The sequence below is a fragment of the Streptomyces sp. NBC_00513 genome, assembly GCF_041431415.1.
Lineage (GTDB): Bacteria > Actinomycetota > Actinomycetes > Streptomycetales > Streptomycetaceae > Streptomyces.
On record NZ_CP107845.1, the window covers coordinates 6,556,207 to 6,576,234 of the forward strand.

The 20,028-nt window shown below is 71.7% G+C and carries 19 protein-coding genes; 10 read left to right on the forward strand and 9 right to left on the reverse strand.

The window, feature by feature from the left end; genetic code table 11:
* Positions 1–101: 101 nt before the first annotated feature.
* A complete protein-coding gene (locus OHA84_RS29865) occupies positions 102–1,364 on the reverse strand; it encodes an MFS transporter (protein WP_266968892.1) in 1,263 nt (420 codons plus the stop codon).
* A gap of 271 nt (positions 1,365–1,635) precedes the next feature.
* Here OHA84_RS29865 and OHA84_RS29870 point away from each other — a divergent pair, with 271 nt between their 5' ends.
* From OHA84_RS29870 to OHA84_RS29905, 8 genes are all read left to right on the forward strand, one after another.
* The gene (locus OHA84_RS29870; RefSeq protein WP_266968891.1) at positions 1,636–2,733 is read left to right on the forward strand and encodes a LacI family DNA-binding transcriptional regulator; all 1,098 of its coding nucleotides are present in this window, start codon (positions 1,636–1,638) and stop codon (positions 2,731–2,733) included.
* Between the two features lie 291 nt (positions 2,734–3,024).
* On the forward strand, positions 3,025–4,224 hold the full coding sequence (locus OHA84_RS29875) for a thiolase family protein (protein WP_266952230.1): 1,200 nt from the start codon (positions 3,025–3,027) through the stop codon (positions 4,222–4,224).
* A gap of 242 nt (positions 4,225–4,466) precedes the next feature.
* Positions 4,467–5,906 carry a benzaldehyde dehydrogenase gene (locus OHA84_RS29880; protein ID WP_266968890.1) on the forward strand — a complete coding sequence of 480 codons (1,440 nt, stop codon included), beginning with the start codon at positions 4,467–4,469 and terminating at the stop codon, positions 5,904–5,906.
* Between the two features lie 159 nt (positions 5,907–6,065).
* Positions 6,066–6,461: a co-chaperone YbbN gene (locus tag OHA84_RS29885; RefSeq protein WP_053676872.1), complete on the forward strand. Its 396-nt coding sequence runs from the start codon at positions 6,066–6,068 to the stop codon at positions 6,459–6,461.
* Positions 6,462–6,503: 42 nt separating this feature from the next.
* Positions 6,504–7,934: an NAD(P)/FAD-dependent oxidoreductase gene (locus OHA84_RS29890; RefSeq protein ID WP_266968888.1), complete on the forward strand. Its 1,431-nt coding sequence runs from the start codon at positions 6,504–6,506 to the stop codon at positions 7,932–7,934.
* A gap of 181 nt (positions 7,935–8,115) precedes the next feature.
* Positions 8,116–8,670 carry a hypothetical protein gene (locus tag OHA84_RS29895; protein WP_266968886.1) on the forward strand — a complete coding sequence of 185 codons (555 nt, stop codon included), beginning with the start codon at positions 8,116–8,118 and terminating at the stop codon, positions 8,668–8,670.
* A gap of 62 nt (positions 8,671–8,732) precedes the next feature.
* Complete coding sequence (locus tag OHA84_RS29900; RefSeq protein WP_266968884.1) at positions 8,733–10,226, forward strand: YncE family protein; 1,494 nt, start codon at positions 8,733–8,735, stop codon at positions 10,224–10,226.
* A 57-nt stretch (positions 10,227–10,283) separates the two neighbouring features.
* Complete coding sequence (locus tag OHA84_RS29905; RefSeq protein WP_266968882.1) at positions 10,284–11,048, forward strand: metallophosphoesterase; 765 nt, start codon at positions 10,284–10,286, stop codon at positions 11,046–11,048.
* On the opposite strand, the gene OHA84_RS29910 is transcribed toward OHA84_RS29905, so the two are convergent.
* From OHA84_RS29910 to OHA84_RS29940, 7 genes are all read right to left on the reverse strand, one after another.
* The gene (locus tag OHA84_RS29910) at positions 11,021–11,332 is read right to left on the reverse strand and encodes a DUF2087 domain-containing protein (RefSeq protein ID WP_266968880.1); all 312 of its coding nucleotides are present in this window, start codon (positions 11,330–11,332) and stop codon (positions 11,021–11,023) included. The two genes, OHA84_RS29905 and OHA84_RS29910, sit on opposite strands and share 28 nt — an antisense overlap.
* 255 nt (positions 11,333–11,587) lie before the next feature.
* Entirely contained in the window at positions 11,588–12,238 is a 651-nt protein-coding gene (locus tag OHA84_RS29915) for a hypothetical protein (RefSeq protein WP_266952244.1), read from the reverse strand.
* Positions 12,235–12,732: a DUF6114 domain-containing protein gene (locus tag OHA84_RS29920; RefSeq protein ID WP_053680344.1), complete on the reverse strand. Its 498-nt coding sequence runs from the start codon at positions 12,730–12,732 to the stop codon at positions 12,235–12,237. Before OHA84_RS29920 ends, OHA84_RS29915 begins: the two co-directional genes overlap by 4 nt.
* On the reverse strand, positions 12,723–13,280 hold the full coding sequence (locus tag OHA84_RS29925) for a DUF6230 family protein (RefSeq protein WP_199826566.1): 558 nt from the start codon (positions 13,278–13,280) through the stop codon (positions 12,723–12,725). Before OHA84_RS29925 ends, OHA84_RS29920 begins: the two co-directional genes overlap by 10 nt.
* A gap of 223 nt (positions 13,281–13,503) precedes the next feature.
* Positions 13,504–14,259 carry a MerR family transcriptional regulator gene (locus tag OHA84_RS29930; protein WP_266952247.1) on the reverse strand — a complete coding sequence of 252 codons (756 nt, stop codon included), beginning with the start codon at positions 14,257–14,259 and terminating at the stop codon, positions 13,504–13,506.
* A 39-nt stretch (positions 14,260–14,298) separates the two neighbouring features.
* Positions 14,299–15,504 carry a methyltransferase gene (locus OHA84_RS29935; protein WP_266968877.1) on the reverse strand — a complete coding sequence of 402 codons (1,206 nt, stop codon included), beginning with the start codon at positions 15,502–15,504 and terminating at the stop codon, positions 14,299–14,301.
* 61 nt (positions 15,505–15,565) lie between these two features.
* Entirely contained in the window at positions 15,566–15,916 is a 351-nt protein-coding gene (locus OHA84_RS29940; RefSeq protein ID WP_053680349.1) for a tetratricopeptide repeat protein, read from the reverse strand.
* 176 nt (positions 15,917–16,092) lie between these two features.
* Here OHA84_RS29940 and OHA84_RS29945 point away from each other — a divergent pair, with 176 nt between their 5' ends.
* Entirely contained in the window at positions 16,093–17,058 is a 966-nt protein-coding gene (locus OHA84_RS29945) for a pirin family protein (protein WP_266968875.1), read from the forward strand.
* 375 nt (positions 17,059–17,433) lie between these two features.
* Positions 17,434–17,967 (forward strand): NUDIX hydrolase, encoded by a 534-nt coding sequence (locus tag OHA84_RS29950; protein ID WP_266968873.1) that lies wholly within the window; start codon positions 17,434–17,436, stop codon positions 17,965–17,967.
* On the opposite strand, the gene OHA84_RS29955 is transcribed toward OHA84_RS29950, so the two are convergent.
* Complete coding sequence (locus OHA84_RS29955) at positions 17,937–19,289, reverse strand: helix-turn-helix domain-containing protein (RefSeq protein ID WP_266968871.1); 1,353 nt, start codon at positions 19,287–19,289, stop codon at positions 17,937–17,939. The two genes, OHA84_RS29950 and OHA84_RS29955, sit on opposite strands and share 31 nt — an antisense overlap.
* Positions 19,290–20,028: the final 739 nt, after the last annotated feature.

Here is a 20,028-nt window from a genome sequence, read left to right on the forward strand (position 1 = left end):
GACGGTAACGGGGAGGACCGGAGAGTCGCCAGACCCAGCCCTGCGAGGAACTCGTGAACCGCGGGCCGTGTGAACACTGGCGGTGCCCGGCAGGGCCGTCGTCAACGGACGCCGCGGATGGGTTTCACCGCGAGAGCGCCCGCCACGGCCAGGACTGCGGCGACGACGAACAGCGCGGTGTAGCCCCCGCTGAGCGAGACGATCACCGAGGCGATGAAGGGCGCGATGATCTGCGGCCCCGCGTTGGCGATGTTGAGCACGCCCATGTCCCGGGCCGCGTCCTCGGCCTTGGGAAGCACCATCGTCACGAGCGCCGTGTCCACGGCCATGTAAGAGCCGAAGGCGAGCCCGTTGACCGCGGAGAAGACCAGCATCGCCGTCCAACTGGTGGAGACGGCCGGAATCACCAGGGCGAGCGCGGACAGCAGCGCGGACGCGCCGACGAACAGCTTGCGGCGGTCGAACCGGTCGGACAGCCAACCGCCGAGCACCGTCGAGACGACCATGGCCACACTGGTCAACGGCATCATCACGGCCACCGCCGCCTCCGGTTTCATCCCGTCGGGCAGCACGGTGTGGTCCTGGAGGATGTACAACTGGCAGCCGCTCACGGCGAAGTAGCCCAGCACGAGCAGTGCCCGTCCGATGAACGCCCATCGGAAGTCGTGGTCGCCGAGCGCGCTCGCGAAGGCGGCGAGCTGGGCCCGGACCGGCAGCGGGGCGCGGGCCGGCAGTCGTTCCTCCCGGGCGCAGGCCGTGAACAGCACCGCGGCCCCCGCGACGATCGCGCCGAACACGAGGTATCCGGTGCGGTAGTCCTCGGAGAAGGTGGCGCCGAGCAGGGCGCCGAGGGTGGATCCGAAGGGCAGTCCGAGGCCGACGGCGGCGGAGGCCTTGCCGCGGGCGGTCACGGGGATCCGGTCGGGGACCACGGAGGTGATGGCCGCCTGGTAGACGTTCATGACGGCCTGGCCGAGGCACCAGGCGATCGTGATCAGCAGGATCGTGTCGGCGAACCCCAGCAGGAACATGGCCGGGAGCGCGGCGAGTCCACCGCCCAGGATCCACGGATCGCGCCGTCCGCTGCGGTCGGACAGGGCGCCCGCGACCGGATTGAAGATCGTCGCGAAGACGGCCGAGACCCCCGCGATCAGGCCGAAGTTGGCGACCTTGTGCACGGGGTCGATGTGCTCCACCTGGAGGGCGAGCAGGATGCCAGCCACGCCGATGTACAGGGAGTACATGGCGGTGTTGCCGACGAGCAGGAGCGGGAGCAAGCCGCGACCGGGGCCGGACTTCGCGGGTCTCTCGGACGCGTCGGGGGTGGCGCCGGCGGTGCCGGTGCCGGGGGAGGAAAGGGCCACGGTGCCCTCCTGGGCGGTGTCTGCGTGCGGCTGACGGGGGATGCGGAGGGATCGGGGGGAGGTGCGGGTGCGCGCCGCCCTGCCGCGGTGGCGGGGTGCGACGGGACGCGCCAGGGCGGCGGCACGGCTGGACACGCGGGCCCACACGCCGTCGATCGGGGTGTGACAGCGGGGTTACACGTGTCAATGAATCGTGTAACCACTGTGTAGCACCCGTTTCCGGCCATCCGCCAGCCCCCGGACGCAACCGGTCTGGAAAGATGCGACGGCAATGTCTCAGTCATCGAAACCGGCGAGGTCGCCGAAGCCGCCCAACCCGGCGCCCGCGGCCCCCTCGTCCACCACGCCGCCCCCCGCGCCGGCGCCCACCCCCGGGCCCGTACCGGACCCCGTGCCGACCAGCGCCGATGTCGCCCGCCTCGCGGGCGTCTCGCGCGCGACGGTCTCGTACGTACTGAACAACGCGGAAGCCGTGCGCATCAGCGAACCCACCCGGCGCAAGGTCCGCGCGGCCGCCGAGGAACTCGGCTACGTCCCGCACGCCGCCGCCCGCAGCCTGCGCGCCGGACACACCCGGATCGTCCTGCTGCCCACCGCCCACGTGCCGATCGGCCCGCTGTACAGCACCTTCCTCAACGAACTCCAGTGGGCCCTGCGCCGCCTCGACTACACCGTCGTCCAATACGGCAGCCTCGGCCTCGGCGGGGACGAGGCCGCCCGCGCCTGGGCCGAACTGCGACCCGTCGCGGTGATCTCGCTCGGGGAGATCACCCTGTCCGCGCGCAACGTCGCCACCCTCAAGCGGGCCGGGGCCCGCGCGGTGATCACGCTCGGCCCGGTCGGCGTGCCCGGCGCGCACGCGCTGGTGATGGACCAGGCGGAGGTCGGGGTCCGGGCCGCATCCCACCTGGTGGAGCGCGGCCGGCGCCGGATCGGTGTGATCGTCCCCGAGGAGAGCGGCCTGGAACTGTTCTCCACACCCCGGCTGGCCGGGGCCCGCTCGGTGGCCGGCGCCGAGATCGAGGCGCTGACGATGGCGTACACCGAGGAGTCGGCCGGGGCGCTCGCCGCCCGCTGGGCAACGCTCGGGCTGGACGCGGTCTTCGCTTACAACGACGAGTACGCGATGTTGCTGATGAGGGCCTTGCAGGACGCGGGGCTGCGCGTCCCCGAGGACGTGGCCGTCATGGGCGCCGACGACCTGCTGATCGGGCGACTGTTGCGGCCGAGGCTGAGCACCGTGGCACTCGAACTGCCGACGGGGGACCACCTGGCGTCCCTGGTGGACGCGGCGGTACGGGAACCGGCCGAGATCTCGGAGCGGCACGACCTGATGGCAGCGACGGCCGTCCACCGCGAGTCCACCTGACACGGCGACCCCGCGATCCTCGATCCCCCGATCCCCCGATCCCGCCGGTCCGCGGGTCGGGACCCGGGGGCCCGCGGCTCGGCGGCCCCTGGTTCCCGGCGCGGCGCGGTCCGGGATCGAGCCGGCTCGGGCCCCGGCACGGGCGCGCGGACCCGGGGAACCGTTGACAGGCGGTGATCGCCGGACGGAGACTGCGGGCGCGCCCCACCGGGCGCACCCGGCGTCGCGGGCCGGTGCCCACACCGGCGCCGTCGCGGCGCCGCCCGTACGGATCCGCCCAGGAGAGACCCCATGAGCATCCGCACCGTCCGCGACGTGTACGTCGTCGACGCCGTCCGCACGCCGATCGGCAAGTTCGGCGGGGCCCTGGCCGGGGTCCGGCCGGACGACCTGGCCGCCCACGTGGTGCGCGCGCTGGTGGACCGCACGCCCGACCTCGACCCGGCCCGCATCGACGACGTCGTGTTCGGCGACGCCAACGGCGCGGGCGAGGACAACCGGGACGTCGCTCGGATGGCGGTGCTCCTCGCCGGGCTGCCCGTCACCGTTCCCGGTGTGACGGTCAACCGACTGTGCGGCTCCGGTCTCGAAGCCGTGATCCAGGCCGCCCGGGCCATCGCGCTCGGGGACGCGTCCGTCGCCATCGCCGGCGGCGTGGAGTCGATGAGCCGCGCCCCCTGGGTGGTGCAGAAGCCGGAGCGGGCCTTCCCCGCCGGACACCAGCAGATGTGGTCCACCACGCTCGGCTGGCGGATGACGAACCCGCGCATGCCGGCCGAGTGGACCGGCTCGCTCGGCGAGGGTGCCGAACTCATCGCCGAGAAGCACGGGATCACGCGCGAGGCGCAGGACCTCTTCGCCCTGGACAGCCACCGCAAGGCCGCCGCCGCCTGGGCCTCGGGGCTCTACGCCGACGAGGTCGTCCCGTACCCGGGCGCCGATCTGGTCCGGGACGAGTCGATCCGGGAGGGCTCCACGCCCGAGGCGCTGGCCCGGCTGAAGCCGGCGTTCCGTTCGGACGGCTCCGGGACCGTCACCGCCGCGAACGCCTCCCCCCTGAACGACGGCGCCGCCGCGCTGCTGCTGACCGACGAGGAAGGGCTGGCGGCCACCGGCAGGGAGCCACTGGCCCGGATCAGCGCGTCCGCCGTCACCGGCATCGAGCCCCAGTTGTTCGGCCTGGGGCCGGTGGACGCGGTGGCGCGGGCGCTGTCGAAGGCCGGCCGCGACCTGTCCGACCTCACCGCCTTCGAGCTGAACGAGGCTTTCGCCGCCCAGGCGTTGGGCTGCCTGGCTGCCTGGCCGGAACTGGACCCGACGAAGGTCAACCCGCGCGGTGGAGCCATCGCGATCGGCCACCCGCTCGGGGCCTCGGGGGCGCGACTGGCGGGTTCGGTCGCCCACCAACTCGCGGCGGCCGGCTCGGGAACCGGTGTGGCGGCGCTGTGCATCGGCGTCGGACAGGGCATCGCGCTGGTCCTGGAGCGCTGAACCGGCGGTCGTGGGCGGGTGCTCATGAGGGCGGGTGCTCATGAGTGGGTGCTCATGCGTGGGTGGCCGGAAGGCGTGAGGTCGGGAAGGCGAGCGGGAGCGCCACCGCCGTCTCGATCATTTCCGGTCACCCGGCCCGTCAACTGCCCAATAACTGAACAGAATTGGGTCTGCCGGTCTGACACGATGGCGCGTGCTGCCGCCCCCCGCCCCGTTCCTTCCCCACCCGGAGGCCCCGCGCCATGCCGCTCCTCGATCCGACGCTCCGGCAGGACGGACCCACCCTGACCGGGGGAACCGCCCCGATCGTCGAACCCGCGACCGGACGTACCCTCGCCACGCTGGACCTCGCCGCGCCCGCCGACGTGGCGGAGGGCGCCGTGCGTGCCCGGGCCGCGCAGTCCGATTGGGCGCGGGCCACCCACCTGGAGCGGTCGGCGGTATTGCGCCGCGCCGGGGACCTGTTCACGACCCACGCGCAGGAGCTGAGGGACTGGCTGGTGCGGGAGTCCGGTTCGATACCGGGCAAGGCCGATTTCGAGCTGCACGTCGCCGCCCAGGAGTGCTACGAGGCCGCAGCGCTGGCCTCGCGACCGGCCGGCCAGGTGCTGCCGAGCGAGGCGCCCCGGCTCTCCTTCACCCGACGGGTGCCGGCGGGGGTGGTCGGGGTCATCGCCCCGTTCAACGCGCCGCTGATCCTGTCGATCCGCTCGGTCGCGCCGGCGCTCGCCCTCGGCAACGCGGTCCTGCTGAAGCCGGACCGCCGGACCGCAGTCTGCGGTGGCCTCGCCCTCGCCGCGGTCTTCGCCGCCGCGGGCCTGCCCGCCGGGCTGCTGCACGTACTGCCCGGAGACGCGCGGACCGGCGCCGCGGTGGTCGAGGACCCCCGCGTCCGGGTGGTGTCGTTCACCGGCTCCACCGCCGCCGGCCGTACCGTGGGTGAACTGGCGGGACGTCATCTCAAGCGGGCGCACCTGGAGTTGGGCGGCAACTCGGCGCTCGTCGTGCTGGAGGACGCCGATGTCGAGGCGGCCGTCGCACAGGCCTCCTGGGGCTCCTTCTTCCACCAGGGCCAGATCTGCATGACCGCCGGACGGCACCTCGTCCACGCCTCGCTGTACGACGAGTACGTCGAGCGGCTCGCCGCACGGGCGGAGGAGCTGGCGGTCGGGGACCCGTACCGGGACCGGGTCCACCTGGGCCCGCTGATCGACGAGGACCAGGTCCGGCGTGTCCACGCGCTGGTCGAGGCGAGTACCGCCCAGGGCGCCAAGCTCGTCGCGGGCGGCACCCACCAGGGGCTCTTCTACCGTCCGACCGTCCTGGCGGGCGTCGCGGACGACTCGCCCGCCTACGCGGAGGAGGTCTTCGGCCCGGTGGCGCCCGTACGGTCCTTCGCGACGGAGGAGGAGGCGGTGGCGCTGGCCTCGGCGGGCCCGTACGGGCTCTCGCTGGGCATCGTCACCCGTGACGCCGCGCACGGGCTGGAGCTGGCCGACCGCATTCCGACCGGGATCGCGCACGTCAACGACCAGACGGTGAACGACGAGGCCGTGGCGCCCTTCGGAGGCGTCGGCGCCTCGGGCACGGGAGCCAGGTTCGGCGGGGAGGCGAACCTGGACGCCTTCACCGAACTCCGCTGGACGACGGTGCGCGCCACGCCGGCGGGCCACCCGTTCTGAGGCCGGTCCGACTGCCGCCGTCCTGAAGCGGGTCCGATGGTCGCCCGCCGGGGTGGGGGAGCGTTCTCGCAGATCAGCGTGGTGCGGGGGCGGGCAGGAATTCATGGGGCGGGCCGTTCGTTCAAGCAGCACACGCACCAATCAGGAGGTTTGAACACCGTGGCAACCGTGGAGCTGACCAAGGAGAACTTCGACCAGACGGTCAGCGATAACCCGTTCGTGCTGATCGACTTCTGGGCGGGCTGGTGCCGACCCTGCCTCCAGTTCGCGCCGGTCTACGAGAAGGCCTCCGAGGCGAACCCGGACCTCGTCTTCGCCAAGGTGGACACCGAGGCGCAGCAGGAGCTGGCCGGAGCCTTCGAGATCAGCTCGATCCCGACGCTGATGATCGTCCGGGACCAGGTGGCGATCTTCGCCCAGCCCGGCGCGCTGCCGGAGGCGGCGCTGACCGACCTCATCGCGCAGGCCCGCGCCCTCGACATGGACGAGGTCAGGGCGAAGATCGCGGCCGAGCAGGCCAAGGGCGCGGGGGACTCCGGCACGCCGGAGGCCTGAGATTGTCACCACCGCCCCCGGCCTGCGGTGACACTGGTCCGTATGACTGAAGCGGTGGAGTACGACGTTGTGGTGCTGGGTGCGGGCCCGGTCGGGGAGAACATCGCCGACCGGACCCGTGCCGCGGGGTTGAGCACGGCCGTGGTGGAGAGCGAGCTGGTGGGCGGCGAGTGCTCGTACTGGGCCTGTGTGCCGAGCAAGGCGCTGTTGCGTCCGGCGCTGGCCCGGGCGGACGCGCGCCGGGTGCCGGGCCTGGCGGGCGCGGTCCAGGGCCCCCTGGACGCGGAGGCGGTGTTCGCGCACCGTGACTACTGGACCGGGAACTGGAAGGACGACGGCCAGGTCGACTGGCTGGACTCCATCGGGGCGGACGTCTACCGGGGCCACGGGCGGCTCTACGGGATCCGCAAGGTCGCCGTCACCAGCCCCGAGGGAGAGCACCACGTGCTCGCCGCCCGGCACGCGGTGGTCGTGGCCACCGGCACCAGGGCCGTGATCCCCGAGCTGCCCGGCATCGCCGGCGCCCGGCCCTGGACGAGCCGCGAGGCGACCTCCGCCCGGCAGGTCCCCGGCCGGTTGCTGATCGTCGGTGGCGGTGTCGTCGCCGCCGAGATGGCCACCGCCTGGCAGGCGCTGGGTTCCCGGGTCACCGTGCTGGTGCGCGGCTCGCGGCTGCTGCCGAGGATGGAGCCGTTCGCCGGGGAGCTGGTCGCGCAGGCGCTGGAGGAGGCGGGTGCGGTGGTCCGTACGGGCGTCGCCGTCGAGGCGGTCGTCCGTGACGGTTCCACCGGTCCCGTCACGGTGGTGTTGGAGGGCGGCGAGACCCTGGAGGGCGACGAGTTGCTGATGGCGACCGGTCGCGCGCCGCGCACCGAGGACATCGGCCTCGACACCGTCGGTCTGACCCCCGGCGACTGGATCGCGGTGGACGACGGCTGCCGGGTCCCCGGCCACGACTGGTTGTACGCCGTCGGAGACGTCAACCATCGTGCGCTGCTGACCCACCAGGGCAAGTACCAGGCCCGGATCGCGGGTGCGGCCATCGCCGCGCGCGCGGCCGGGACCGGGCCCCTCGACACCGCCCCGTGGGGCGCGCACACGGCCACCGCCGACACGCGGGCCCTGCCGCAGGCGGTGTTCACCGAGCCCGAGGCGGCGTCGGTCGGCCGGACCCTCGCCGAGGCGGAACGCGCCGGACTGCGGGTCCGCGCCGTGGACTACGACCTCGGCAAGGTCTCCGGCGCCGGGCTCTACGCCGACGGTTACCGGGGCCGGGCCCGGATGGTGGTGGACCTCGACCGAGAAGTCCTGGTCGGAGCCACCTTCGTGGGGCCGGGCGCGGCCGAACTGCTGCACGCGGCCACCATCGCGGTCGCGGGCGAGGTCCCGATCGACCGCCTGTGGCACGCGGTCCCGGCGTTCCCGACCATCAGCGAGATCTGGCTGCGCCTGCTGGAGACCTACCGGGGCTGAGTCACCGCCTTCGAGGGCCCCGCCACCGCGTCCAGTGGCGGGGCCCTCACGCGTTTCGGTCATGCGAGCGGTATTCGGCCGCACTGTCGGGGAGGGGTTCTACCCTCGGTCAGATGAGGTTAGCCTTACCTAAGTCGATCTTCCTGTCGACCCCACTCGTTTGTCGGAAAGGTGTTCTCCCATGCGCGCTTCCCGCCTGCCCCGCACCGCCGTACGCCTCGCCGCCCGCGCGGCCTTCGCCGCCACCGCCGCCGTGGCCCTCGCGCTCGGCGTGAGCGCCGGGTCCGCCGCCGCGGCCGGCTCCTCCCGTACGGTCACCGACGGCGGTACGACCTACCACCTCGCCCTCACCTCGCCCGGCACCGCCGCCGCCGGCGGGCAGAACATCACGATCTCCGGCAGCGGGTACAACACCGGCCGGGGCGTGTACGTGGGACTGTGCGCGGTGAGTGGTCCGCAGGGAGCCTCCAAGCCGACGCCCTGTCTGGGCGGTTCCGACCAGTCGGGCACGACCGGCGCCTCCCACTGGGTCTCCAACACCCTCGGCGGCACCCTGCCCAACACCTCACGGTTCGGTGCGGGCGGCACCTTCACCGTGACGATCCACGTCAAGGCCGACCTCGGCAACGACCAGATCTGCGGCGAGACCGTCGAGTGCGCCGTCGTGACCCGCGCCGACCACTTCAACTCGGGCAACCGCGCCTACGACGTCCATGTACCGGTGACCTTCAACTAGGCCCCTCTTTCGACCCAGGCCGTCCGGCCACCACTCAGGACGATCCACGCCACGAGGACGCCATGAAACCCCACGCCCCCGTACTCGCGAGTGCGCTCGTGCTCGTCTGCGCCCCGGTCGCCCTCGCCGCCACCGGATCGGGCGCGGTGACGCAACCCTCGCGCGCGACCGCCGCCGGCTACCGGGAGGCGGGGGTCTTCACCTCGGCGGGCAAGCCCCGCGACCTGCTGCTCCACCCGGACTCGAAGAGGCTGTACGTGGCCTCGGACGACCGGCCGGAGACCCCCGAGGTCAACGAGAGCGGACTGCACGTCCTGGATCCGAAGACCGGCACGGTACGCGGCACCGTGAGCCAAATGCCCGGCCCCACCGGTGCGTCGAGCCGCCGCGCCGCCCATCGGCTCGTCGCCCCGCTGCCCGGCGACGGGGTGGTCTTCGGGTATCCGCTGCGGGGCATCGGCACGGCCAAGGAGGGCGACGCGGCGGCGAGCGGGGCCTGGATCACGGGAGCCACCGTCACCGACCTCGGCCCGGGACTCGCACCGGGGACGGTACTGGCCGCCCAGGGCCCCGTCCTGTCGGAGGCGGCCGTCGACGGCGCGGTGATCGGACGGTCCCTGACGCTGGAGGGCGGCGACTCCTTCGCGGTGGACCCGGTGCGCAAGGCGGTGTGGTTCGCGGACACGGGCAACCGTCGCCTGTACAAGGTGGACGCGGTCACCCTGACGGTCGCCGCGACCGTGGAACTCCCGCCGGGTGACGGGTTCGCCGGGTTCGTGGAAGTGGATCCGCGAACCGGCGCGGTCTGGGTCGGCCTCGACAACTCCGTGGTCGTCCACGACGCGGCCGGCCGCCGGATCGGCGCCCTGAGTGGGCCGGACCTGCCGCGCGCGGCGCGGTTCGACGAGGCCACCGGGCAGGCTTTCGTGGTCTGGCAGGACTCCGGGGACCCCGCGCAAGCGGGCAGTGACGGGAACGGATCCCTCGCCGTGTACCGCACCGCCGATCTGACGGAGGCGGCGAAACCCACCGTACTGCCGGGCAACCACGCCCAGTTGGGGGCCGCCTCGCTGACGGTGCAGCCCGGGGGCGAGGTCGTGTGGGTGGGCGGCCCGGCGCAGGCGACGATCACCCGGCTGGAGCGGTCCGCGCCGGCCGATCCGTCACCGGACCCCTCCACCGACCCTTCCACCGGTCCGTCGCCGGACCCCTCGCCCGATCCGTCCACGGCGCCCTCCACGGGGCCCTCGAACGGCCCCACCCCCGGCTCCTCGTCGGGACCCTCCCGACCCTCCGAGCCGTCGGAGTCGTCCCTGTCACCCGTTCCGGCGGGCAGTACGTCCGGACCCGCGCCCGCGCCGGCCGGCGGGCCCGCCCCGGGTGACGGGGGGTCGGCCGCGGACGGGTCCGGGGCGCCGGCGCCCGGCGCCCCGGCGCACGGCTCGCTGGCCGCCTCCGGGGTCGCCGTACTCGCCCTCGCGGGGACCGCCGCCGCTCTGGTCGCCGCCGGTTGGGTGCTCGTCAGGATCTGGCGAGGGACGGTCGAACCTGGCTGATCCGCCGCGTGGGCGGGCCTGTTGAATGGTGGCACCCGAGTGAAGGAGCCACCGTCCGTGAAAGTCATCGCCCACCTCAGCGACGTCCACTTCGACGGCGACACGCGCGCCGCGGATCGCACCCGTGCCGTCATGAGGTACCTGGAAGAGCTGCCGTACGACCTGGACGCCGTCCTGGTGAGCGGCGACATAGCCGACCACGGCAGCCCCGCCGAGTACGCGGAGGCCCGCAAGGAACTGGTCTCGCGCCATCCGCTGGTGGTCTGCCCCGGCAACCACGACGAACGCGTGGCCTTCCGGCGGGACCTGCTCGGCGAGGCGGAGCCGACCGCGGCGCCCGTCGACCAGGTCCTGCGCGGTGCGGGGTTCGTGCTCGCGGTCTGCGATTCGTCGGTGCCCGGCGAGCACCAGGGCTTCCTGGAGGACTCCACGGTGGCCTGGCTGGACGGCGTACTGGACGGGACCCCGCACGAGGTCCCCGTGCTGGTGGCCTTCCACCACCCGCCCGTTCCCCTGCACATCCCCTACGTCGACGGGATCCGGCAGTTCGGCGAGGAGCGGTTGGCGGACCTCGCCGAACGGCACCCGCACCTCACGGCCTTCCTGTGCGGACACGCCCACACGGGGGCCGCGACCACCTTCGCGGGCCGGCCGCTGCTGGTGGCGCCGGGCGTGGTGTCCACGACCCGGCTTCCCTGGGAGGCCCGCAGCGGGGACAACGAGTACGTCCACCTCGACGAGCCGCCGGTCGTCGCCTTCCACGTGATCGGTGACGACGGGAGGCTGACCACCCACTACCGGGTGGTCGTCACCCGCCGGTAGCTGCTGCCGTCGCGGGTGCGTGCGAGGCGGCCCGAGGTGATCAGGTACCTCCGCAGGGCGGAGCAGTCCTCGTGCACCGTGCGCAGCGCGTCGTTCACCTCGGGCTCGGTGTAGTCCCGGTCCGGGGCGAACAGGGTCTCCGTGAGATGGGCCAGCAGTTGCTCGCGGCGGGCGACCTTGCGGGGGATCGCGACGAGGCGGCCGTCGGAGAAGAGGTCCGAGATGCCCCGGGGGGTGCGCGGGGGTTGTTCGGTGCGGGGCAGCGGCGCGGTGGTGTGTGACATGTCGGGCAGCATCACCCGGCAAGGAGCCCCCGGGCAAAGGGATTTCCGCCCGGACCGGCCGCGACGCCCCGCTGCGGGTCGCCCCGCCCGGACACGTCGAAGGCCCGCCGACGCCGGAATCGGTCCGGTACCGGCGGGCCCGCTCGTACGGATGGTTCACGCGTGGTCGTTCACACGCGGATGGTGCACACGCGGATGGTGCACGGGCGGTCGTTCACACGCGGATGGCGCACGCGTGGATGGTGCACGGGTGGTTCAGGGGCCGACGGTGATCTGCTGCGCCGGGTTGGTCGTGTCGGTGACCTTGTAGAGGGCGTTGAACGTCGAGGACGTCGCGCTCGTCGGGCACCCGAATCCGCCGGTGACCGTGACCGGCACCGAGGCGTTGGTGAAGGTCAGGCTGGGCGGGGCGCCGTTGGTCCAGGTGCCGCCGACGTTCGCCGGAGCGCTCGGAGCGGCCGTGACGGTGCAGTTGGCCAGGCCGGACGTCGTCACGACGAGTCCGCCGACCGGCACCTTCAGGGTGGCGGTGATCGGCGAGCCGTTCTGCATCGACACCGTCCAGGCGCCGCTGGTGGTGACCGTCGGCGTCACGCCCGGCAGACTGGAGGAACAGGAGGAGTACGTCGGCGGGGTGATCGGCGAGGTGACCGCACCGGCCGGGTTGTTGTTGCCCGGCGCGGCCGGGACCGTACCGGTGGAGACCGAGACCGTGCAGGTCACGGTGACCGAACCGGCCTTGAGCGTGGCCTTTCCGCTGAGGGTGGCCTTGAAGGCGTGCCCGGCCGGGGTGACGGTGGTCGAACCGGCCAGCGGTAAGGGCGCGGCGGTGGCGGTGGCGGAGGCCACCGTCAGCGCGGCGGCCGCGGCCATCCCGAGGGCGAGAGCGGTGCGCTTGCGGCTCATGGCTGTGCTCCTTGGGGATCGTGGTGCGGGGTGGGGGAGTGACTGCGGTCCCCGTGGGGATCGGGGTCCGCTTCCGTGCCTGCCTCCGGCTCCGTCTCCGGGCCGGCCTTCGGCTCCGTGCCGGGGGCGGCGGAGCCCCCGGCACGTGGTGTGGTGTTCGGCTGCCAGGCGAAGATCATCCCGCCGCCGACGATGCCCAGCAGGGTGCCGATCAGGAACCCGCCGAGGTTCGACAGGACCAGCGTGGCGGTCGCGATCAGGGTGGTGAGGATCCCTGCCAGGGTGCGCTGTTGGGGCGAGAACCAGGCGGTGAGCCCGAGCACGATCAAGATGATCCCCATCAGGACGGACGGGATGCCCGCCACTCCCTGCTGGAGCATGATCTTCAACGGAGCCAGTGGCAGGACGCTGATCCACACCCCGGTGAGGATGGCGAAGAGACCGCCCCAGAAGGGCCTGCTGCGTCGCCACCGCCGCCAGCGGCTCAGAAGCATTCCTTCTTCCCCTTGCTGATGTTCATGCTCAGCCCGGAGAGCTTGAAGGTCCCGGCGTTGGTGGCCCACGCCGTCTGGTGCAGATCGGTGATGCTGACCGTGTCCGCCTGCTGGGCGAACAGGTCCTGCATGCCGATCGCTTCCGCCGGACCCTTGTCGAGGGTGGACGCGTCGCGTCCGATCTCGATGTTGCTGAAGACCGCGTCGCCGGAGAGCTGTGTCGCGTCGACGAAGAGATTGCTCGCCTCGACGGGGTTCTTCTTGCCCGCGGTGAGGTTGAGCGAGATGTCCCCGATCATCGGGAGGGTGGTGACCACCGACTGGCAGAGGCTGTGCAGCTTGGCCTCCTTGATGGCGGTGACCGCCACCGGGATGAGCTCGTTGCGCGCGTTCACGTCGACGCTGCCGTACTGGGCGAACCCCTCGCCCTCCAGACTCGCCGCCGACACCTTGAACTGCTGCCCGGAAACGGCGAAGGAGGCGGCGAGCGCCCCCTGTGCCAGGGCTATCCCGAGTCCCGCGGTCACGGCGATGGCGGGGACGGTCAGAAGTGCGAACTTGCGCCAGCGGACGCGCCCGTCACCTCTGCCGGCGCCGCCGCCGTCGTCGCCCTCGATGCCGGGCGGTTCGGGCAAGTTCGGTGAGACTGCCATGAGATCGTCCCTTATCTCGGCTGTGCACCTTTGTTACCGACGAGTTGAATGTAAGAGTGCCAATGGAGGTTGGCAAGGTTGCCGGAGCGTACCGTTTCGGCCGACTCCTACTGGCCGGTCACTGCTCCGCGCGCAGGAGTTCGGCGACCTCCGCGGCCACCCTCCGCTCCATGGCCCGGGCGAATTCCGAGGCCACGACCTCACCCGCCACCGGGCGCAACGCGGACACCGCCTCGGACACGTGATCCAGTTGGCCGGCCGAAAGGTGCTCCAGCCCGTCCGGGCCGATCACATGCCGGCGGAACAGTCCGACGAACCGGTCCGCGAGCGCGGCCGCCTGTGCCTGGACGAAGTCGGCCGCGTCCAGGATCTCCGCCAGCGGCACCCCCTGCCGCACCAGCGTCAGGGTCGCCTCCAGCAACCGCCCGCTCAGATGCGTGACCCGGTCCCCGTCGATCCGTACGTACCCCAACTCGACCGCGCGCCTGGTGTCTTCGGCGTTCGCGGTCGGCCCGAACAGTGCGCGCAACTCGGCCAACGTCATCGTGACGGGCACCTCTTGCACCCAGTCGCGCGTCATCGCCCGCTCCAGGCCGAGGAGTTGGGACAGTCCGCCACCGCACTCCCACGCGTCGAGCAGCTCGGAGATGCCGTTCACGGTGTAGCCGCGCCCCAGCAGGTCGTTGATCAGGCGCAGCCGGGTCAGATGGTCCTCGGAGTACCAGGCGACCCGGCCCTCACGGCGCGGCGGCGGCAACAACCCGCGCTCCTGGTAGTAGCGCAGGTTGCGCACCTTGACGCCCGCCGCCCGCGCCACGTCCTCCCGGCGATAGCGCCCACCGGCGCGTCCGTCCTGTTCCCCCTGGCTGTCCACGCGGCAGAGTGTAGGACGTACCGGCAGGTCACATGGCCCTTACGGGCGTTGGTCGCGCTCCATCCGCTTGACCGCCCGCAGCACCACGAACTTCGGCTCGCTCGCGGTGACCTCGCTGTTGCCGAACAGCCGCTTCAGGTGCGTGTGGTAGCCCATGTGGCGGTTGGCGACGACCCAGAGCTCGCCACCCGGCCGCAGCGCCTTGCGCGACTGCGCGAACATGCGCAGCGCCGTGGCGTCCGTCGTCGCCTGGTGGGAGTGGAACGGCGGATTGCACAGGATCAGGTCCACCGAACCCGGGTCCAGCATCGCGACCCCGTCACCGACGAGGAAGTCGGCCCGGTCCCGCTCGTGCGTCACGTTGGCGCGGAACGTGGCCTTCGCGGAGGCCACCGCCTGGTACGACTCGTCCGTGAACACGACCTCGGCCCGCGGGTCCGCGACCGCGACCGCCGTGCCGACAACCCCGTTGCCGCAACCGAGGTCCACGACGCGGGCCCCGTCCGTGTTGGTCGGGATGTTCTGGAGGAAGAAACGCGTGCCGACGTCGAGCCGGTCGGCGCAGAAGATGCCGGCGTGGTTGACCACGGTCAGCCCGGCGCCCGAGCCCCCGTCCTCGTCCACGACGTACGTCAGCGGCCACGGGCCGGGGGTCACGGCGTGCGTGGCCCCGGGGGTGCCCGGCGTACAGAAGATCAGTCGGGCCTTCTTCTCCGCGAGCGAGGTCTTCGTCGGCCCGAGGATCCGCTCGAAGAGCCGCAGCGTGGAGGTGTGGATCTCCTTGACCATGCCCGTGCCGACCACGACCGTGCCCGCGTGGACGTGCGGAGCCAGCCGGTGCAGCTGGTCCTCCAGCAGCGCCAGGCTCTTCGGGACACGGACCAGGAGCACGTCGATCCGCTCCGGCGGAGCGTCCTGCGTGGTCAGCAGCCGCACCGTCTCCTTGGCCGTCCCGATCCCGGCACGATCAAGGTTCGCCATGGTGGCCGACCGCGTCAGCGAGGAGTCGGTGATCTGCGTCGGGTGGAACGCGGCCAGGGCCGTCGTCAGCGTGCCCCAACGGTCCCCGATCACGGTGATCTGCCGATCGCCGGTGAGATCCACCGGACCGCGTTCCCCGGTACCGGATTCGAGGTGCCGCAGCAGGTACTCATCGGCGGCATCCCAGGCGCGGAGACGATCGCGCGGGTCCTGGGGGAAGCGGGTGAGTTCGTAGGAGCCGAAAGGCGTGGTCAGACGGTTCATATTCGACCCAGGCTATCCGAGACGACAGCCCGGCCCCGCATGGGCGGGGCCGGGCGGCGCGCTACTCGGGAAACTCGCCCGCCATCGCGGCGGCGATCCGCAGGTGGGGAGCCGCCTCGACGGCCCTGCCCTGTCGCTCCAGTGTGCGACCGAGGAGCAGCTGCGCGTAGTCCTCCACCGGCCAGCGCTCCAGGATGGCGCGCAGCTCCAGCTCGGCACGGGACAGCTGGGCGGAGTGGTAGTAGGCGCGGGCCAGCAGCAGGCGGGGAGCCAGTTGCTCGGGGGCCTCGGTGGTCAGCGAGCCCAGGACGCGGGCGGCGGTGGCGTACTCCTTCGCCTCGAAGAAGAGCCCGGCGCGCGCCCAGCGCTCGGCCGGCGTCCCGTGCTCCAGGTACTCCACCGGCGTGTTCATCGCGTTCCTTCCGCCGTTCCGATGCCTCTGTCCGGTCTCCCCCGACAGGGGGACCCGATCTCCCCTACACGGGGGATCCGATCCGCCCGACACGGGAGACCCGACGTGCCCAACACGGGCGTTCCACCGAACATTCCATGGAACGCCGGACGCGGCACGGGGCTAAGTTGTGCCCCATGAGCAATCTCGATCGCCAGCCCGCTCTCTCCGCCTGCGGCGGCCGCGGTTTCGTCGTGGCCGAGCCCGTGCGCGAGCTCCTGAGCCCGCGCACCGTCAAGCTCGGGGAGTCCACCGAGGTCCGCCGCCTGCTGCCCAACCTGGGCCGCCGCATGGTGGGCGCCTGGTGCTTCGTCGACCACTACGGCCCGGACGACATCGCCGACGAGCCCGGCATGCAGGTGGCGCCGCACCCGCACTCCGGGCTCCAGACCGTGAGCTGGCTCCACGAGGGCGAGGTGCTGCACCGCGACAGCGTCGGCAGCCTGGAGACCATCCGCCCGCGCGAGCTCGGCCTGATGACCTCCGGCCGCGGCATCAGCCACTCCGAGGAGAGCCCGCGCCCGCACGCCCGCCTCCTGCACGGCGCGCAACTGTGGGTGGCCCTCCCCGACGCCCACCGCGATGTCGCGCCGCACTTCCAGCACCACGCCGACCTCCCGCAGGTCACCGCCCCCGGCCTGGCCGCGACCGTGATCCTCGGCACCCTGGACGGAGCCACCTCGCCCGGCAGCGCCTACAGCCCGATCGTCGGCGCCGACCTCGCCCTGGCGGCGGGCACCGAAACCCGGCTCCCGCTCGACCCGGACTTCGAGTACGCGGTCCTGTCGATGTCGGGCGAGGCCACCGTCGACGGCGTCCCGGTCCTGCCCGGCGCCATGCTCTACCTGGGCTGCGGCCGCACGGAACTCCCCCTGCGGGCGGCCTCGGACGCGGGGCTGATGCTGCTGGGCGGCGAGCCGTTCGAGGAGGAGATCGTCATGTTCTGGAACTGGATCGGGCGGAGCAACGAGGAGATCGTCCAGTTCCGCGAGGACTGGACGAACGGCACCCGCTACGGCGAGGTGAAGGGTTACGACGGCCCCCCGATCCCTGCGCCGCAGCTCCCGCCGGGGCCCTTGAAAGCGCGCGGTCGGGTGCGCTGACCTGCACTCTTCTGGATCGGCTCTCTCAGTCGCGACTGACGAAAGAGAGTCCGGAGCTCCGGCGGAGATTGCTCCGCCGGAGGAGCGCCGAGGCCCGCCGGAGGCCCTCTTCGGGCTCCCGTCGTTTCCCATGTGTGACCAGCTGAGGTCAGCTTTGCCAGGACCAATGCTGACCCGACGCCGACTTTGGTGCCCGGCGTCGCGGAGCGGGGAGAAGGGCGGTCCCATAGTCCTCATCTGGGGCAGGATCACCCTCGGGGGAGCGCTCGGCGGTACCTCGCCCATATTCGTCACTGTGACGTGAATTTGCCTGAATCGGGCTACGGTTCATCCGGGTTCTGCGATGCTGGAGGCCGATCGAGAGGGGCCGCAGCGATGCAGTGGAAGATCCACGGTGAACGTCCGATCTACGAAAACAAGTGGGTGAACCTGTGGCTCACCGACATCGAGACGCCGGACGGGCACCGCTGGGAACACCACGTCGTCAAGCTCCGCCACCTGGCCGTGGCCGCTGTGGTCAACGATCGCCGAGAGGTCCTGATGATGTGGCGCCACCGCTTCATCACGGACGCGTGGGCTTGGGAGCTGCCCATGGGTCTGGTGGAGGCGGACGAGACCCCCGGTGAGGCCGCTGCCCGTGAAGTCCTCGAAGAGACCGGCTGGCGTCCGGGCCCGATGAAGCCTCTGATCTACGCGGAACCGGCGAACGGCATCACGGACTCCCAGCACCACTTGTTCCGCGCGGACGGTGCGACGTATGACGGGCCTCCGACCGAGAAGAACGAGTCGGACCGGGTCGAATGGATCCCGCTGGCAAACATCCGGGGCATGATCGACCGCCGTGAGATCGTCAGCAGCGGTGCTCTGGTCGGCCTCCTCTACGTCCTGATGGACGAAGGGGTTCGCTGAACCGGCGGGGGAAGCGTCGCCCGTAGGCGTGCCTCGAAGGCAACCGCGGCCGGCACCTCGCGATAGGGCGCAAGCTGCTCGTAGAACTCGCGAAGGTGCCCGGTCACCCGCTCCGACGACACCGCTGCGGCGGGCACCAGCGCCTCCATCGCCGTGTGACAGGCCTGGTCGAGCTTCCCCCGCTGGAGCTGAGTACGGGCAAGCCAGAAGGCATGGAATGCTCGGCCGCGCTGGTTCGCAGGGTCCTCGCGCGCCAGCGCGTCCGCGATCAATGGTTCGGCGATCGCCGCCTCGCCGAGACGGCCGTGCGCAATGCCCGTGTCCACGATGAGCTTCGGCTCGTCGAAGTAGGTCACCCAGGCCGGGTCCGGGTCACCCTCGTGGATGCGCTCGAACTGGCTGTGGGCCTCCGAGATCGCGGTGTGCGTAGCCTTCCTGTCCCCCAAGGCCGCGTGGGCGAAGGCTTCGCGCATGGCCAGCATCGCCCGCACCCTCGGTGTCGTTCCGGCACGGGCCTGGTCCTGGGCGGCAGACACCAGGGCAAGCGCGTCCGCCGGCTTGTCCTGGTAGGTCGCTTGGAGGCTCATGCAGGCCAGCACGTTCGCCATGAATGGATGGTCGTCGATCTCCCTGGCCAGTTGCAGAGATTCCGAGAAGTACGCGCGGGCCTGCTGGTACTGCCGAGCATCGAAGTACGTCCATCCGGTCAGTCGCGCCAACTCCGCCGCGACGCCGTACAGACCATGCTGTATCGGTGTCGGCCGCCTGTCCTTCAACAGCCCTTCGACGTAGCGGAGCTGGCCTACGACGGCCGGGCGAAGGGTCTCTCCACCGTGCTCGTCGTCGCGTCGCCAATAGTCCTCGATCGAGGACCGGAGCGCCTGGAGGGTGGAGGGGCTCGGATTGGTCCCGGCGGCCATGGCGAGGATGCTGTCCACCTCCACCCCGGGTAAGGCAGCAAGCGGTCCGGGTCCAGCGGGCGGGTGGACCGGCTCGGGTGGCTCGCGCTCGGCCACCGCGAGCGCAGCCGGCGTTTCCCACTCCCGTCGGGAAAGCCCGAGCATGTGCCCGGGGATGCGCAAGCCGTCGGCAATTCGCTCGATCACGTCCATGTGGAGGAGCTGCCGCTGGCCCGCGATCACCTCGCCCACCCGACTGGGCGTCAGCTCGCACTGGCGCGCGATCATGGACGGATAGATGCCTGCCCGGGCCTTGACCAGACGAAAGACCCTCGCGAAGTCGCGTACGCGGCACGCGTCGATCATCTCGGAGTCGGTGAGCAGGCTTGCCGGCAGTTCCTTCGTATGACGTGACTCGGGCATCGGACATGCTCCGGAGGAAGGCTACAGATCGCTGCGGGGTTTCAACGGACCGTGATGTTACCCAAGTTGGGTAACCCGCTGAGCCTTTCTGCCTCATCGTCCTGATCGCGATCCTTCTGCACATGGCGAAGCGACCGAGGATGACTGCCTTGCATGATGCGGCAGGCACTCCTGACACAGAGCGAATGGCCCTCAGTGGAACCTCTGACCTGGGCAGAGAGCCCCGCGTTCTGATGAGCATCCGGGTGTCGCGGGACTCGGGCCGGACGTGGTCGCCGAGCATGCGGGTCCTGGAAGGCGACCCGTTCGACATCCTCTCCAATCCAGGCCGCTACCCCCCGTGCGAGTGCCCCCGCTGTGGCGGTACGTCGTCGGCGGCTCGTGCCCTTCGGCTGGCGCCCATCGAACCGGGGGCGGCGTAGTGGCCGCGTTCCGCCGTTGAAGGCTCCCTTAGAAAGGGAGCCCCGGGTACGTAGTCGAGTACGGCGGGGCTGGCGCCAACAGCTCGCCGTATTCGTCTACGCCGCCGCAGTCACCGTCTTGGTGGTCGTCCTGGCCGTCGCCGGTGATCCCAGCCGCTGACCGTCAACCAGCTCCCGGAAGCCCCGCTCGTTCGAACCGTGGCCTCGCGCCACCCTCCATCTCCTCACTGACCCGCATAGCGGAGTTGGTGAGGCATGCCCCATAGGGGCCGGGCCGGCACCCGTCGGCCCTGGACTTCCACGAATTGGAGACACGC